This window comes from Sphingobium sp. FG125 (assembly GCF_057809795.1).
In genome coordinates, this window is the sequence record NZ_JBMDKQ010000002.1 from 193,259 (window position 1) to 209,956 (window position 16,698).

At 60.3% G+C, this 16,698-nt stretch carries 11 protein-coding genes and 1 pseudogene; 11 read left to right on the forward strand and 1 reads right to left on the reverse strand.

Annotation, left to right across the window (positions count from 1 at the left end; all coding sequences use genetic code 11):
* Positions 1–169 precede the first annotated feature (169 nt).
* The 7 genes from ACODSR_RS02630 (at position 170) to egtB (ending at position 11,157) form a co-directional block, all read left to right on the forward strand.
* On the forward strand, positions 170–955 hold the full coding sequence (locus tag ACODSR_RS02630) for an enoyl-CoA hydratase-related protein (RefSeq protein ID WP_489073483.1): 786 nt from the start codon (positions 170–172) through the stop codon (positions 953–955).
* The gene (locus ACODSR_RS02635) at positions 952–3,045 is read left to right on the forward strand and encodes an acetate--CoA ligase family protein (protein ID WP_489073485.1); all 2,094 of its coding nucleotides are present in this window, start codon (positions 952–954) and stop codon (positions 3,043–3,045) included. Before ACODSR_RS02630 ends, ACODSR_RS02635 begins: the two co-directional genes overlap by 4 nt.
* A gap of 57 nt (positions 3,046–3,102) precedes the next feature.
* A complete protein-coding gene (locus tag ACODSR_RS02640; RefSeq protein WP_489073487.1) occupies positions 3,103–5,571 on the forward strand; it encodes a TonB-dependent receptor in 2,469 nt (822 codons plus the stop codon).
* A 108-nt stretch (positions 5,572–5,679) separates the two neighbouring features.
* Positions 5,680–6,780 (forward strand): NAD(P)-dependent alcohol dehydrogenase, encoded by a 1,101-nt coding sequence (locus ACODSR_RS02645; protein WP_489073489.1) that lies wholly within the window; start codon positions 5,680–5,682, stop codon positions 6,778–6,780.
* A gap of 13 nt (positions 6,781–6,793) precedes the next feature.
* The gene (locus ACODSR_RS02650) at positions 6,794–8,218 is read left to right on the forward strand and encodes an aldehyde dehydrogenase family protein (protein ID WP_489073491.1); all 1,425 of its coding nucleotides are present in this window, start codon (positions 6,794–6,796) and stop codon (positions 8,216–8,218) included.
* A 699-nt stretch (positions 8,219–8,917) separates the two neighbouring features.
* Positions 8,918–9,916, forward strand: coding sequence for an L-histidine N(alpha)-methyltransferase (gene egtD / locus ACODSR_RS02655; protein ID WP_489073493.1), 999 nt, complete (start codon positions 8,918–8,920; stop codon positions 9,914–9,916).
* Positions 9,916–11,157: an ergothioneine biosynthesis protein EgtB gene (egtB, locus tag ACODSR_RS02660; protein ID WP_489073495.1), complete on the forward strand. Its 1,242-nt coding sequence runs from the start codon at positions 9,916–9,918 to the stop codon at positions 11,155–11,157. Before egtD ends, egtB begins: the two co-directional genes overlap by 1 nt.
* A gap of 165 nt (positions 11,158–11,322) precedes the next feature.
* Here egtB and ACODSR_RS02665 read toward each other — a convergent pair whose 3' ends face one another.
* Entirely contained in the window at positions 11,323–11,919 is a 597-nt protein-coding gene (locus ACODSR_RS02665) for a LysR substrate-binding domain-containing protein (protein ID WP_489073497.1), read from the reverse strand.
* Between the two features lie 171 nt (positions 11,920–12,090).
* Here ACODSR_RS02665 and ACODSR_RS02670 point away from each other — a divergent pair, with 171 nt between their 5' ends.
* From ACODSR_RS02670 to ACODSR_RS02685, 4 genes and pseudogenes are all read left to right on the forward strand, one after another.
* A complete protein-coding gene (locus ACODSR_RS02670) occupies positions 12,091–12,222 on the forward strand; it encodes a hypothetical protein (RefSeq protein WP_263499658.1) in 132 nt (43 codons plus the stop codon).
* On the forward strand, positions 12,219–14,591 hold the full coding sequence (locus tag ACODSR_RS02675; protein WP_489073500.1) for a TonB-dependent receptor: 2,373 nt from the start codon (positions 12,219–12,221) through the stop codon (positions 14,589–14,591). The genes ACODSR_RS02670 and ACODSR_RS02675 overlap by 4 nt, the downstream gene beginning before the upstream one ends.
* 231 nt (positions 14,592–14,822) lie before the next feature.
* Positions 14,823–15,162: pseudogene (locus ACODSR_RS02680) on the forward strand (hypothetical protein); the annotation flags it as partial.
* A gap of 264 nt (positions 15,163–15,426) precedes the next feature.
* Positions 15,427–16,665, forward strand: coding sequence for an MFS transporter (locus ACODSR_RS02685; protein WP_489073502.1), 1,239 nt, complete (start codon positions 15,427–15,429; stop codon positions 16,663–16,665).
* The last annotated feature ends 33 nt before the right edge of the window (positions 16,666–16,698 follow it).

Genomic DNA, 16,698 nt, shown 5'->3' on the forward strand with positions numbered 1-16,698 from the left:
GAGAGCATATATGAAAGCAACCCTGCACTGATTTGCCGCCAAGCTGCGGCTTGCCCGGACCCCGCACATGATTTCGGCCTGCTTTGCTGGAAGCGCCTTCTCGCCTGACTGGGGAGGGAGGGAATGCATCGGCGCGTCTGGCCACGCTTTGACCCTTCGGAGTGCCTTTATGTTTGATGAAGCCGACGTCGTCCTGCTGGAGCGCGTCGATGAGCATATTGCCGTCGTGACGCTGAACCGTCCCGAAAAGCGCAACGCCGTCAATGGCGCGGTGGCACGGCGGCTCGACGCCATCGTCAAGGAAACGGAAGCGGACCCGTCGGTTCGGGTTGTGGTGCTGACGTCGAGTGGGGGGCCAACTTTTTGCGCGGGTGCTGACCTTGCCGAAGTCGCGGCCGGACGCGCGGCAGATTTGAGTACGCCCGATGGCGGTTTTGGGGGCTTTGTCGAATCAAGGCGCGACAAGCCGTGGATCGTTGCCGTACGTGGCAGCGCGCTGGGTGGGGGCCTGGAATTTTCGCTGGCCTGCGACATGCGTATTGTCGGTGAGAATACGGTGCTTGGCCTGCCGGAAGTGAAGCGCGGGTTGATCGCAGGCGCGGGTGGCATCTATCGCCTGCCCCGCCAGATTCCCCGCGCCATCGCCCTGGAGATGATCGCTGTGGGCGAGCCGGTGGATGCCGCGCGGGCCTATGCGCTGGGCCTGGTCAACGCGGTCGTGCCGGACGGTGACGTGCTCAGAACCGCGCTGGACTATGCCCGCAAGATCGCCGCCAACGCGCCGCTGTCGGTGCGCGAAAGCCTGAAAATAGCGCGGGCCACGCAGGATGTGACCGAAGCGGAGTCGATCCTGGCCATGCAGGGCGCGCTGGACCTGCTGATGCGGTCGGAGGATTTCAAGGAAGGCCCCCGCGCCTTCATCGAAAAGCGCGCGCCGCAATGGATCGGCCGGTGAGCGGCAATCTCCACACATTCTTCCGGCCGCGATCGGTCGTGCTGGTCGGGGCGACCGACAAATCGGCCTGGTCGCAGCTGATCCACGGCAATTTCGGCGCGATGGGCTATGAAGGGCAGGTCTGGCTGGTCAACAAGCGCGGCACCCCCGCCCATGGGTGCGCGGCGATGACATCCTGCCGCGACCTGCCTGCCGTGCCGGATATTGCCTATATTTTCGTCCCGACCGATGCGGTGCGCGACGCGCTTGAAGATGTCGCGGAAGCGGGCATCCGCCATGCACTGATCCTGTCCTCCGGCTATGCGGAAACAGGCGCGGACGGGATCCAGAAGCAGGCGGGGCTGATTGCCTATGCCCGCGACAGGGGCGTGACGTTGCTGGGGCCAAACAGCCTGGGCTTCATCAACTATGCCGATCATATTCCGGTTTCGCCCTTTCCCGTGGGCAACGATTATCTGAGTGGGCATCTGGCCATCGTCTCGCAAAGCGGGGCGACCACCAATGTCATCGCGAACTTCGCGCAGCAGCAGGGCATTGGCCTCAGCTATGCGATTGCGACCGGGAATGAGGCCGATCTCGATACCGCGCGGGTGATCGACTATCTGGCCGGGGACGAGGCTACACGGGTCATCGCGGTATTTGCCGAGACGATCAAGGATCCCGCCGCCTTCCGCGTTGCCGCCCGCAAGGCAGCGGCAGCGGGCAAGCCGCTGATCGTCCTCAAGGTCGGACGCACCGAACTCGCCAGCCAGCTGGCACAGGCGCATACCGGTTCCGTCACCGGCGATGACCGCATCTTCGACGCGGTATGCGCGCAGGACAATATCATCCGCGTCACCTCCATCGAGGAATTGGTGGTGACGGCGGGGGTGCTGGTGCACACGGGACCTATCGAGGGCGGCGTCGCGATCATCTCCATTTCTGGCGGCGCGTGCGAAATCATCGCCGATACGGCCGAGACAGCGGGCCTTGCCCTGCCGCCCTTTGCGGACGAAACGCGCGCCGCATTGCAGGCGGTGATCGCCGACTATGGCGCGATCTTCAATCCGCTCGACGTGACGGGCGCTGCGGTGCGCGATCCCGCGCTCTTCCAACGCATATTGACCATCCTCGCCGCCGATCCGGCGATCGGGCTGACCGCCTGCGTCTATGACCTGCCGCGCGATGGCGGGGATTTTGTCGATCGGACGGCGCTGACCTGTATCGGGGCAGGCCTCGCAGCGTCAAAAACGCCCGGCATCATGATCAATCAGGCGATCCGGCCAGTGGGTGCCTTCTCGCAAAAGCTGATGGCGGAGTTGGGCATAGCGGCCGTCACCGGCGGCCTTGACCTTGCGGTTCGGGCGTTTGCCGCCGCGCAGCGCTGGTCGGAACGGCGCGTCAGGCAAGGCAAGCGAGATACCGACGTTTGCAGACAACCGGACATCAGCGCCGCACGACCGGCGTCGGAATATGAAACACTTGCCTATCTTCAAGCTAAGGGCGCGCCAGTCATTCTGGTCAGGCGCGCCCCGACAGCGGACGAGGCGGTCGAGGCATGGCGGGCCATTGGGGGGTCCGTCGTGCTCAAGATCGCTTCGTCCGCCATCCAGCACAAAAGCGATATTGGCGGCGTCCGGTTGAACCTGGATAGCGAGATTGCCATTCGGGACGCCTTTGCCGCGATCATGGCAGCCGCGCGGGCGGCCTACCCGGATGCAGCGATCGATGGATGTCTGGTGGCACCGATGCGGCCTGGTGGCATCGAACTGTTCGTCGGAACCGCGCAGTCCGCCTGGGGGCCGGTGATTGCCGCTGGCCTGGGTGGCGTGTGGATCGAACTGCTCGCCGACACCAGCCTGCGCCTGCTACCGATTGATCAGGCGGATGCCCGCGCGATGCTCGACGAGCTGCGCGCCCGACGCATCCTCGACGGCTATCGCGGCGCACCGGCGGCGGACCTGGCCGCAGTGGCGGACGCAATCTGCAAGATAGGCGACGCAGCGTTGGCGCTTGGCCCTGATCTTGTCACGCTGGAGGTCAATCCACTGCTGGCGCGCAGCGATGGGGTCGAGGCGCTGGACGCCCTTGCGGTCTGGAGCGACGGGTAAAGCACCCGCACCATTTTGCGCAGGGCTGCATAATATATCATCATGGAGGGGTAAAAAATGGACAGAATAATCTCAAATCTCACACTCGCAGGCAGTGCATTGGCGCTCGCTTGCGTGCTGGCCAGCCCGGTCGCGGCGAATGAAGCCGATGCAACCAGCGCCGATCAATCCCAGGGCGGGCTTCAGGACATCGTCGTCACCGCGCGCAAACGATCGGAAAGCGTGCAGGACGTACCCGTCGCCGTGACCGCCCTCTCGGCCGAGCAGATTGCGCAGAAGGACCTCACCAACCTGGAAAAGGTCGCCGCATCGACGCCGAACTTCTCGGTCGGGCGGGCCTCCAACGGGTCGGGCGCGACGCTTACTCTGCGCGGCATCGGCTCCTCGGCAACATCGATCGGCATCGAACAGTCGGTCGCCGTGGTGGTCGATGGTGTTTACTATGGTCAGGGCCGCGTGATCAACGAGGGCTTTTTCGACCTCGCACGGCTGGAGATACTGAAAGGTCCACAGGCACTGTTTTTCGGCAAGAACGCGACCGCCGGCGTCGTTTCGATCACGACCGCCGACCCGACGCCAGACTGGGAGTTCAAGGTCCGCACAGCTTATGAATTCCGTTCCGAACAGGCGCAGGTCGAAGCGATCGCATCGGGTCCGCTGTCCGACACGCTGGGTATTCGCGTGGCCGTGCGCGGATCGAAAATGTGGGGCGGCTATTTCAAGAATGTCGCTGATCCGGTGACGCTCAACACGCTGGACATTGCCACCGGCACGCTGACGCCTCACGTCGCCCAGCCCGCCCCGCGCGACCAGCCGGGTGAAAAGGAACTGCTTGGCCGCGTCACCCTGAAATGGACGCCCGACGAGCGGCTGACCGCGACGCTCAAACTGTCCGGCACCCGGAGCGAGACGAATAATTCGTCCTGGAACTATGTCCCCTTTAATTGCGCCACGGGTTCCAGTTCGCTCAACCCGGCCGTCCCCTGCAAGGAGGGTTTCGTCACGCACCAGAATGCGATTCCCGTCGACATCGCCGCGAACCTGCCCTTCGCGAAGGATGATGGATCGCTCTATAACCGGTATCGTTCTTTCGCGGTGACGGGCGCGATCAACTATGAAATGGATGACGTCACCATCTCGTCCGTCACCAACTATCAGGAAAACAGAAATAGCTGGGCCTGCGCCTGCGATTTCCAGTCGAGCAATCGTGGCACCTGGGCGACCGAGAATGCGAAGTGGCGCGCTGTTTCGTCCGAATTGCGCGCCCTTACAAGCTATGACGGGCCGGTCAACCTGATGGTTGGCGGACTGTATCAAAAGACCAAGCGCGTGTTCGATCAATGGGTGCTGACGGCGGGGGCGACCGGTTTCGCGGTCGAAAATTCGCTGACGGCACCGGAAAACCGCTACGTTACCTTCCAGAAGAATAGTGAAACCAAGGGCGAAACGCTGGCCGGTTTCGGGCAGGTGATGTGGAAGCTGGTGGACACGCTGGAGGCAACCGGGGGCGTCCGCTACACCCACGAGACCAAGGACAGCTATTTCGTCCAGCCCTATGTGAACGCTGCCTATGCCGGCGTGTTCAGGCCGAACACCTTTGCCAATGCGAACCAGAGCTTCAACAACTGGTCGCCCGAAGCGACGCTGACCTGGAAACCGCAGCAAGGCCTGATGGTCTATGCCGCCTACAAGACCGCCTATAAATCGGGCGGCTTTTCCAACAGCGGCATCTACAGCGCCTTCTCCCCCAATCCGATCGAGGATTTCACCTTCAAGCCGGAAAAGGCCAAGGGGTTCGAAGTCGGTGCGAAAACGACACTTCTGGACAAGCAGCTGCGTTTCAACGTCGGCCTCTATTCGTTCAAATTTACCGATCTTCAGGTCGACTTCTTCAACTCGCAGATTTTCGCCTTCCAGACCTATAATGCCGGCGCGGCGCAATCGAAGGGCGTCGAGGTCGAATTTGAATATGCGCCACGCGCAATCGATGGCCTTTCGATCCAGGGATCGGTCAATTACAACAAGGCGACATACAAGAATTTCATAGCGCCCTGCTTTTCAGGCCAGAAAAGCAGTGAGGGATGCAATTTGCCATCGGCTGGCAACAATCCTCTGGGGGGTGCGCCGTTCCAGGATTTAAGCGGCAAGCCGACCGCGAACGCCCCGCAATGGACGGCCTCGCTTGGGACGCGGTATGAAACCCCGATCGGGTCGAACCTGAAGTTCGGGCTATCCGCCGATGCGCGCTATAGCGACAGCTATATCGTATCGGGTTTCGGCAATCCCTATTCGCGGATCGGCTCCTATGTTCAACTTGATGCCGGGGTTCGGATCGGCAGCGAAGATGATCGCTGGGAAGTCGCCGTCATCGGCAAGAATCTGACAAACCGCTTCTATGTGTCGGGCATGGCCGATGGCCCCAGCACCGGCAGCGGCTCCGGCACGGCGGGCGGCGTCCATGCAGACGTGGTCGGCTTTGCAGCGCTGCCGCGCACGGTGCAGATTCAGTTCACCGGCCGGTTCTGAGATATTGCAGGGAGAAGGCCAGCCCCGCGGCCTGGCCTTCTCCCCCCTACCGCGCAGGACGGCATGAAAGCCGCAGGGTTGATAGTCCAGGGATATGAGGAAGAGCGCGTGGAAATAACAGCAGCGGTTGTCCGCGGCGCCGGGGGACCGTTCACGCTGGAGACGGTTCAGATCGATCAGCCCAGAGATGATGAAGTGCTGGTCCGCATTGTCGGCGTGGGCCTGTGTCACACCGACCTGGTCGCGCGCGACCAGACGGTTCCCTATCCTTTACCGGCCGTGCTTGGTCATGAAGGATCGGGCGTCGTGGAACGGACGGGGCCGCTTGTGACCAAGGTAGTGCCGGGGGACCATGTCGTCCTGACATTTGCATCCTGCGGTCAGTGCGCGGCTTGCAGGGACGGTCGGCCCGCTTATTGTCAAGCGTTCGCAGTGCGCAATTACGCAGGCATTCGTCCTGCCGGCGGCGCCACCTTGCGCGGGCATGACGGCGGTGACCTGTGCGGCTGCTTTTTTGGTCAATCCTCTTTTGCAGGCTATGCCATTGCCAGCGAACGCAATGTGGTGAAGATCGCACCGGACGTTCCGCTCGACATCATGGGACCGCTGGGTTGCAGCATTCAGACCGGCGCGGGTGCGGTGCTCAACGCGCTTCGGCCACCACCCGGCAGCAGCATCGCCATATTCGGTGCAGGTTCCGTCGGCATGGCCGCTGTGCTCGGCGCCCGCGTTGCTGGCTGCGCGCGGATCATTGCGGTCGATCTCAATCAGTCCCGCCTCGATCTGGCGCTCGAACTTGGCGCGACCGATGCGATTAACGCCGCTGAAACCGACCCTGTTGCCGCGATCCGCGCCCTGACCGACGATCAGGGCGTCGCCTTTGCGATCGAATGTACCGGCGTGCCGAAGGTCGTCCGCCAGGCCGTGGAGTGCGTGAAGGTCACCGGCACATGCGGTCTGGTCGGCACCGCGCCAATGGGCGCTGAAGCATCGCTCGACATTAACAGCATCGTGCTTGGCCGGACGATCAGGGGCATAGTGGAGGGCGACAGTTTGCCCGATCTTTTCATTCCGCAGCTCATTGCCTTGTGGCGTCAGGGGCATTTTCCCTTTGACCGCCTGATCCGCTTCTACCGGCTGGATGAGATTAACAGCGCGGTTGAGGCTGTTGCGCAGGGCCATGTCTTGAAGCCGGTTCTGCGGCCGTAACGGGGTAATGATTATGGATTTTACCAGCGACTTCACCATGACGATCAACGGCCGGGCAGCCCGCGCTGCCACAACGCTTGCCGTGCTCAATCCCGCGACCGAAGCCGTGATCGCCCATGTTCCCGATATTGGGCGCGAGCAGTTGGACGAAACGGTCGCTGCGGCCCGCCAGGCCTTTGGCCATTGGAAAGGGGTGGGACTGGCCAAGAGGCAGGCGCTGCTGCGCGCGCTGGGTGACCGGCTGGCCGACCATGCCGACGAATTCGCCCGCCTGCTGACCCATGAACAGGGAAAGCCGCTTGCTGATGCCGCGATGGAAATCGGCACGGCCATTTACTGGCTTCAGGAGACAAGCGGGCAGGCGCTGGAGCCGGACATTTTGTCGGACACGCCAGAGCGGCGAGTGGAACTGCGGCATGTCCCGATCGGCGTGGTCGCGGCCATTGCGCCGTGGAATTTTCCGGTGGGGCTGGCCATTTGGAAAATCGCGCCGGCCCTGCTGGCCGGCAATGTGATGCTCCTCAAGCCATCACCCTTCACCCCGCTGACCAGCCTGAAACTTGGCGAGCTGGCGCGGGACATTCTGCCGCCCGGCGTCCTCAATGTCGTCAGCGGCGGCGATAGTCTGGGGCCATGGATGACCGAGCATCCGGGCATCGACAAGATCGCCTTCACCGGGTCAACCACGACGGGCAAGGCCGTCATGCGCAGTGCGGCCGGCAATCTCAAGCGCGTCACCCTGGAACTGGGCGGTAATGATCCGGCCATCGTCCTGGCCGACGCGGACGTGGAGGCGGTGGTTCCCCGGCTGTTCTGGGCGGCCTTCGCCAATGCCGGGCAGATCTGCATCGCGTCCAAGCGCATCTATATTCATGAAAGCCTCTACGATCGCTTCGCAACAGCCATGGTCGGCTATGCCAGAACGGTGAAGGTCGGCGACGGCACGGAACCGGGCATCCAGATCGGTCCGATCCAGAACCGCCCGCAATTTGACCGCGTCTGCGCTCTGCTGGCCGATGCGCGATCAGCGGGAACACGCTTCCTGCTGGGCGGCGACGTCCCGGAAGGACAGGGATATTTCATCCCGATCGCCATTGCCGACAATCCCGACGATGGTAGCCGGGTGGTGGCCGAGGAGGCCTTTGGGCCAGTGCTGCCGCTGCTCAAGTTCAGCGATGTCGACGAGGTGGTCGCGCGGGCGAATGACAGCCCCTATGGGCTGGCGGCATCGGTCTGGGGCACAGACCTTGACGCCGCACAGGCCGTCGCGGACCGGATCGAAGCGGGGACCGTCTGGATCAATACGGTGCAGGATCTAGGGCCTGGCCAGCCCTTTGGCGGACATAAACAGTCGGGACTGGGGGTGGAAAATGGCCGGGAAGGGCTGCTGGAATATAGCAATCCGCAAGTCATCGTCCGTTGCACCGCATCTGCCTGACGGTTTCGCTGCGTAGGCAGGGAAAAGGAAGGCGTATCCTGCTTCAAATCGGCGAACGGTGGCGCCGGGTTCAGACCCGCCAGTCGCGGCGCTACGGATTTACCTGTACGGGTGCCTTCCTGCTGACCCATGCGGGTTTGTTGGTGGATCGCCGCAACGGGGCGCATGGACAATGCTGCTCAATACCCGACGATCATCCACCCGTGGATGCCGTGCACATCAGGTCGGCAACAATGGCGCGATCCGTTCCCGCTACGCATCGGAAAGCCAAAAGAAATCAGACATCGCACCGCCCCCTCCCAGCGGCCGTGAATCACAATCTCGCCGCCGTGAAGAACCCGTTATTCCGTTGTCCACGAAACCTAGGCCCAAGACCTGTCCAATCATTTGCGGGGATGGGAATTGGTTGGGTCTGGCCTTCTCGAAAACGATGCCATGCCGATGCATGGCGAGACTTGTGCATGCAAGTCTGACGCTTGAAGCGGTCGAAAAATGCCACACGGGGCCAGGCATTTTTGCATTAAAACTAACGGGAACGGTATAGCGTCGGGATCGTTTGTGTTTTCAAGCTGTCCACTGGTCCTGGTGGCATAACAACAGCAATACAATAGAAGATCCCATGCGGCGGACCTCATCCTTGATCGGTCTGCCTGACTGAAGCTTTAAACCCCGGCAGCCTCAAGCCGACAGGAAATCTACATGCATGATATGGCGAGCGTGGCGATGGATTATGATGGGATTGTCCGCGTTTCGGACACCCAGCCCCCGGTATCTGACACCAGCGAATTCCTGCGGGCCGTAGTTGACGGACTATCGCAGCCCGAACGGGCAATACCCTGCAGGTTCCTGTACGACGCAGCGGGATCGGCGATATTCGACCGGATTTGCGAACTGCCGGAATATTATCCGACGCGAACCGAGCGGTGGATATTGGAGACCCGTGCGACAGCCATTGCGGAAGCTATCAGCGGGGAGGTGCGCTTTATCGAGTTGGGCGCGGGATCGGGCGGAAAGGCCGAAATCCTGCTCGACGCGATAGAGCAGGTGCGCGCTTATGTCTGTATCGACATATCCCCAGTTCCACTGGCGTCGGCGGCAGCATCTGTACGGACACGCTATCCCGATATCACGGTCGATGCCGTGTGCGGCAACTATTTGGGCAAGCTTGATCTTCCGCCGCGCAGGGGTTTGCGGGACATCTGCTTCTTTCCCGGATCGACAATCGGCAACTTCGATCGCGACGATGCGCAAGCCTTTTTGCGTGATTGGAGCAGGCGACTGGGGCAAGATGGCATGATGCTGATTGGCGTCGACCTCAAGAAAGACGCAGGATTGCTGGAGGATGCCTACGACGATGCGCAGGGCGTAACGGCGCAGTTCAGCCTCAACTTGCTGCATCGCGCCAACCATGAACTGGGCGCTGATTTCGACACCAGCGCCTTTGTGCACCGCGCTCGCTATGTCAGCGAACCCGGCCATGTCGAAATCTCGCTCGTCAGCCTGCGCGATCAGATCGTCACGGTAGCGGGCCGACGCTTCGGTTTCGAACAAGGCGCGGCCATTCATGTCGAAAATTCGCATAAATATGCCGTCGACGAATTTGTCTTGCTGGCCAACAAGGCCGGGTTCGACAGCGTCAACGTCTGGACTGATCAAGATGCCCTGTTCAGCGTCCATTTGCTGCGCGTAGCGCGCTGATGCGTGCTGCCAGGATGCACTATGCCTCGGTTCGCAAACTGACTGAGGATCTGGCACAGCCCCTATCGGACGCAGATGCCACGATCCAATCCATGCCCGATGCGTCGCCCGCCAAATGGCATCTGGCGCACACGAGCTGGTTCTTCGAAACCTTCATCCTGCGCGACCATGTGCCAGGGTATCAGCCGTACCGGGCAGAATGGCCGTTCCTGTTCAACAGCTATTATGAAACCGAAGGCGCGCGCATGGCGCGGGCGGCGCGGGGTATGCTCTCGCGCCCTTCACTGGCCGATATTCTCGACTATCGCGCGGTGGTGGATGCAGCGATGGATCGCGCGATCGAGCAGCTTTCGCCGGAACTGCTGGCGCTGGTCGATCTGGGTTGCCAGCATGAACAGCAGCATCAGGAATTGCTGCTGACAGACATACTCCACGCATTTTCCCTCAACCCTCTGGAATGCGCGGTCTGGCCGCGTCAAAGCACGCTACATCTCGCCGATCCCGCGCCAGTAAATTGGCTGGATAGCCAACAGGGACTGGTCGAGATCGGTGCCTGCACCACCGACAGCGGGACGTTCGCATTTGACTGCGAAGGGCCGCGCCACACCGCGTTGCTCCATCCCCACCGATTGGCGGATCGGAAGGTCACGAATGCCGAGTGGCTCGCCTTCATGGCAGACGGCGGCTATGATGATCCCCGCTTGTGGCTGTCGGACGGCTGGGCCTGGCGACAGGCCCAAGGCGTCGTCGCGCCACTCTACTGGGCTGACGGTGCCAATGGCTGGACCAGTTTCACACTGTCGGGTCGCCATCCTGTCGATCCGGCTGCCCCAGTCTGCCATGTCAGTTTTTATGAAGCGGACGCCTTTGCCACCTGGGCGGGAGCCCGCCTGCCGACCGAAGCCGAATGGGAAGCGGCGGCCACGCAGCACGATCCGACCGGTGGCGACCTGTTGGACGGTCCGGGCGACATCCGCCCGCGTCCGGTCGACAATGGCCCGGCATTTTTCGGCCATGTGTGGGAATGGACCGGCAGTGCCTATCGGCCATATCCTGGATTTCGCGCCGCCGATGGCGCGATTGGCGAATATAATGGCAAGTTCATGAGCGGCCAGTGCGTGTTGCGTGGCGGCAGTTGCGCAACTCCGCGTGGCCACATGCGAGCAAGCTATCGCAACTTCTTCTATCCCCATCATCGTTGGCAGTTCATGGGATTGCGGCTGGCCGAGGACGGTGAGTGATCGTGCGAAGCCAATCGAGATACTGCCGCTGCCTCGCAATGGCGGAGGACGTAAGCTAAGTGCTATATTCGCTCCAAGGCAGCCTAAGCTAACAGCTAAATGCCGTGGATGGATCGATCGTGCTGAGGAAATCAGTACCGTTGCCTTCCCGCCTGCTCAATTTGACTAATTGGTTATTGGTTCCAAAGCTTGTACGATATGCTGCGCCAGCAGATGCGCTGTGTCAGAGATGGCGCGCCCTTCGATCAAGGCAATTTCGGTGTCCGGCAGTTTTGACAACCATTGCGCTGTTGCTATAGGAACGAGAAACGACGGCACCATCTTCCTGGGTAGAACCGAAATGCCCAGACCTGCCCGTACCGCAGCTTGCGCCCCCGCCAGGCTCGTTGAGGTGTATGCAATCCGGCAAGTCCTGCCGGTTGCATCAAGGGCGTCGGTTGCACGCTTGCGATACACGCATGGCTCGGGCGAAACGACCAGCGGGACCACTTCATTCCCATCGATTGCCTCCCGGTCGCGGGCCACCCACACCAGTGGTTCGCGCCATACACGCACACCCTGAGGCGCAGCCGCCAGTTCGCGCTTGACAAGGACAAGGTCAAACCCTCCGGCGTGGAAGCGGTCGAGCAGGTTCAGCGTCAGGTCGCATGTGACTTCCAGCTCGACCAGCAGATGCGCGGTGGCGAAATCTTCCGGCACGCCCAGCCGAACGGCACCCCTGATACCCGGCTCAGTGAGTTCCGCGATCAGCTCGTCGTTCATGTGCAGGATCTTGCGGGCGGAACCGAGCAGCAGATGCCCGTCGAGTGTCAACCGGACTGACCGGGCCGTCTGGCCTGCTGCCACGACAAGCACCCACGCTTAGAAATTATCAATGGCACCCTGTCAGGGATATATCTCCACTGCAAAACTCAAGTCTTCACATGAAGAGATATGAGCCTTGCACCGCAGCTATTGGTCGATCTGTTGCTTTGCCCCGGCGAGTTGCGCAGGTTGTATCTTCTGGAGTTGGCAGCAGTCGAGATTGCCGGTCCGGTATTGGAAGAAAAAGGGGAGGATATATGAACAAACGCCCATGCGCCGCGCTCTTGGCGAGTGTAGCCGTTTCGGCCCTGCTGCCTGCGGCCCAAGTTTATGCTCAATCGGCTCCGGTGGCCACCACGCGCGGCGAAGACGACATCATCGTCACCGCACGCAAGCGCGAGGAAAACGCCATCGCGGTGCCGGTCGTCATCACCGCCGTCAGCGGCGGCGAACTCAACCGTCGCGGGATCAGTAACCTGGACGGGATCGCACGGCTTGTTCCCTCTTTGAACATCGCGGAGGGCGGGGGGACTGTTCAGGGCGGGACCATCACGCTGCGCGGCATCGCGGGTCCTGATACCAATCCCCTGGGCGATCAGGCCGTTTCCTTCAATATCGACAGTGTTCAAGTTGCCAAGGCCTCCGTCCGGCGGCTCGGTAATTTCGACATCGCTCAGGTAGAAGTTCTCAAGGGTCCGCAGACACTTTTCTTTGGCAAGAACAGCCCCGGCGGCGTGATCTCGATGAGGACGGCCGATCCGACGGCGTCGCTGTCGGCCAAGCTATCCGTCGGGTACGAAGTCAACGCCCATGAATGGCGGACGGAAGGGTATATTGCAGGACCGGTTACGGACACGCTCGGCGCGAGGATTGCCTTCTACACATCCGATATGCGCGGCTGGGTCAAGAATCTGTCCTTCCAGACCCAGGGCAACATGCTGTCGCCCAATCGAGAATATGGACCCAAGAACCACGAATGGGGCGTGCGCGGGACGCTGCTGTTCGAACCGAGCGATCGCTTTAGTGCAAAGCTTAAATTCACATATGGCCGTGGTCGTGGTGCTGACAGTTCCTATAATTTCCAGTACATTCATTGCCCCTATGGTGGCGTTCCACAATTTGTCGGCGTTGTTGATGAATGTCGTGCGAACAACAAGGTTTCCCACGCAAATATTGGGCCCAACTTCACCCAATTCGAACCTGCGTTTGGCGATGGAACGCCTTATACTCGCGTGAACCAGCAACTGGGTGGATTGGAACTCAACTACGATCTGACGGATCAACTGAGGCTGACATCAGTCACCGGATATTACCGCATAAACTATTTGACATCATCGCATTTCACGACAGGAATCGCGACCCAGGAAGTCAATTACGGGCTGGGCCTTCCGATGCTGCCTTCCCTGATCACATATTATGACCGGGAGATCACGGAAGAATTGCGCCTTCAAAGCGACTTTGACGGCCCGGTCAATTTCACGGTCGGAGGTCTTTACCAGGACACGCTTGCAACTACCGGCGCACATACCTTCGCCAATCCGGTCACGCCGATCGAGTTCAATGAATATTTATTCAAGCAGAAGGGCAAGGCCTATTCGTTTTTCGGACAACTGAACTGGGATATCCTGCCGACGCTCGAATTGTCAGGCGGTGGACGCTATTCTCATGAGGAAAAGCGGCTTCCCCTCCTGATCGCTGACGTCACTGGCAACCCGACTGTATCCCCCGGAACGGTTATTCCCGTCAATCCGGGTAAAGTCAGCTTCAATGACTTCTCGCCGGAGGTCACCCTCTCCTATCGTCCTACCAATGATCTCACCATCTTCGGGTCGTACAAGCGTGGCTTCCTGTCAGGCGGATATAACGGCTCCTCCGCAGATGTATCCTTGCCGATAAATTATGGGCCACAGAAGGTTCGCGGATTTGAAGCGGGGTTGAAAGCCGCTCTGTTCGATCGAGCCCTGCGTGTGAACTTCGCCGCTTACAGCTATGACATCCTGGGATTGCAGATCACGAGCTTTGCCGGCACCGTCGGAACGATCCGCAATGCCGGCAAGGTCAGCGTCAAGGGTGCCGAATTCGACTTCAACTATCGCACGCCGATCGATGGCTTCACGCTGCGTGGTGCGATTGCCTATAACCGGGGTCGATATGATGAATATTTGGCGCCTTGCTATACCGGACAAACGCCGGGCTTGGGATGCGATATGGTCAATAGCGGAGGCGCGCCGGTACAGGATCTCGGCGGCACCACTCTCCGTAACGCCCCGAAGCTTAGCGGCTCCCTGGGCATGGGTTATGAAGCGCCGATCGGCAGCGATCTGAAACTCGGTTTCTCCACTGATCTGAATTATACCAGCAGTGAAATCACCGATGCCAAGTCTACGCCCCACGCCGTCTCACCGCGGCGCGCCCTTCTTGACGCTACTTTGAGGATCGGCGCACAGGACGATCGTTGGGAACTGGCGCTGATCGGTCGCAATCTTACCGATCAGCATTATTGGGCAACCTCACAGGGCGTCCCCCTTACCGGTAACTTCACAGCGGGCAATCCCCTGGAAGATCAGTTTGCTGTCATCAGCCGGGGACGGGAAGTCATGATCCGCGCGACGTACAAATTCGGTAGCTGAGAAAGATCGGAGACGGCGGAGTTAGCTCCGTCGTCCCCCTTCGCTTTTGCAGCGGCACGGTTCACTGGAATGTACATCGATGCCGTCAATTTTGGCAAATGCGGCATTCCGTTGCAGGCAATTGAGCGGTCGCATAAGGGCCTTCATGTCGACGAAGCCTGCCTTCAAATGAATGAGGAGACCAGCAAGGGACAATGATAATTGGCGAGGTCGGCGAGCGACTTACCATAAATCTTCGCACTTTACCTGTCGCCATCAACCCCCGCGATCGTCTTTAGCGTCGATCAGAAGGGTCAGGTCCAGACCTCGACCGCGAACAGCCAGTGCTGTCAATGATGCCGGGCATCCCCTAACGCCGGACCCACAGCCATGTAGAGCATAGGCCGACATCTATATTTGCGGCACCTGATGTACTCGACGTCCATCGTGTAAGCGGCCAACTGGAGGCAAACATCCTCACCATTATCGACCGGCATAACGAAAACTCCAAGCCATATCGATGGACCAAATCCAAGCCTCAGTGAAGCGCTTCTGCCAGAAAATCGAGCAGACTTTATCCGAAGAACTTTAGATTCGCGTGATTAATAGTATGTCGTCATCTCAATCGACGACATGAAAGACGTCTGCTGCGGAAGAGTCGGGCAACGCCTGCTACGCACCGAATAGAGACCTCATGGCCTTCGCCCGCCGCAGCGCTGAATCGGCTGAGCATGCCGTGACAGGCATTTAAGATTGCAGGTGTAGCGATAGCCCGTGCCAGCCGTCCCACTATGTTTACGCGGCACCTTGACCTGTTGCGCAGGCTTTCGACAATGATGAACAAGGATTCGGACGCATGCGCGCAGACTCGCCGGTAACAAAATGGCTGATAGTGGGGCTATGCTTCCTGTCGCAAAATCTGTCGATTGGCTTCGCGTTCGGCTCCTTCGGTCCATTGCTCGCCGCCACCGAATCGCATTTTGGTGTCAGCCGTGCGGGCGCCAGCATGGGCATGAGTCTCATCAATCTGGCCTTGGGAGGCCTTGCGCCTTTTCTGGGCGGGCTAATGCAGCGTATCCCTGTGCGCTATGCGATGGCGTTGGGGGCAGTGTTGAGCGCGGTGGGATATTTTGGCTTGGCCACCATCACCGTCTATCCCATCGGCCTCGTGATGTTCGTTCTTGTCGGCACAGGCATGTCTCTTACCGGGGTGATTGGCCCGCTTACCATGATCAGTCGATGGTTCACGACCGGTCGCGCGACCATATTATCGATCGTTAATCTGCCCGTGGCCCTATTGACGACCCCCTATTTGGTGGGCGAGCTATTACCACAATTTGGCCGTTCCCTCATTCTGATGTGGGCCGCAGCGTTTTTTCTGGTCCTGGTCCCGTTGCTGCTATTGTTCCTGCGCGACTATCCCTCCCAGACCCTGCGAACAGGCAACGGCGTTACCAATGCGGCCTCACCAGCCGACGCCGGCGTTGCCGCGCCGATGTCCACCGGCGACATATTGCGGAGCCGACCTTTCTGGTTGGTTTCAATCGCGATCGGCATCATGGCGGGATGCGGCATTGTTTTTGTCGTTCACATCGTTCCGTTTGGCGTCGGCCAGGGCATGACGATCCAGACCGCCTCAAAATTGCTGTCAGTGCATGCCGCATCGGGCCTTATCGGCGTTCTGATAGTCGGCCGTCTTGCTGACCGGATCGGCGCCCCTCAGGTTCTGGTGCTGACAAGCCTGTGTCAGATGCTGCTGTTCTGCGCGCTGCTGATGGTCAAAGGCACCTCTCTTTATCTGGTGGCAGCGCTGATGGGCATGAGCGCGGTTCCGATGATGACATTGCATGGAGCAGCTTTGGGTGCGCTCGTACCCGTGTCTAGCATTAGCCGGGCGATAGGGCTGAGCTACGCAATCAAGCTGCCGTTCCTTTTCGCGTTCGCACCGCTGGCGGCGCTATTGTTTGAAACCAGCAGGAGCTACGCCTTGCCATTCGCATCCTGCGCAGCTGCTCTGGCATTGTCTTGCTTGTTGTTCGTCATGATCGTGTTCGAAGCGGGCAGGCGTAACCGAGCGACACCAGCTATGACGTAACGGGGCAACCGCCAGCGGGCCGTTCCAAAAGGG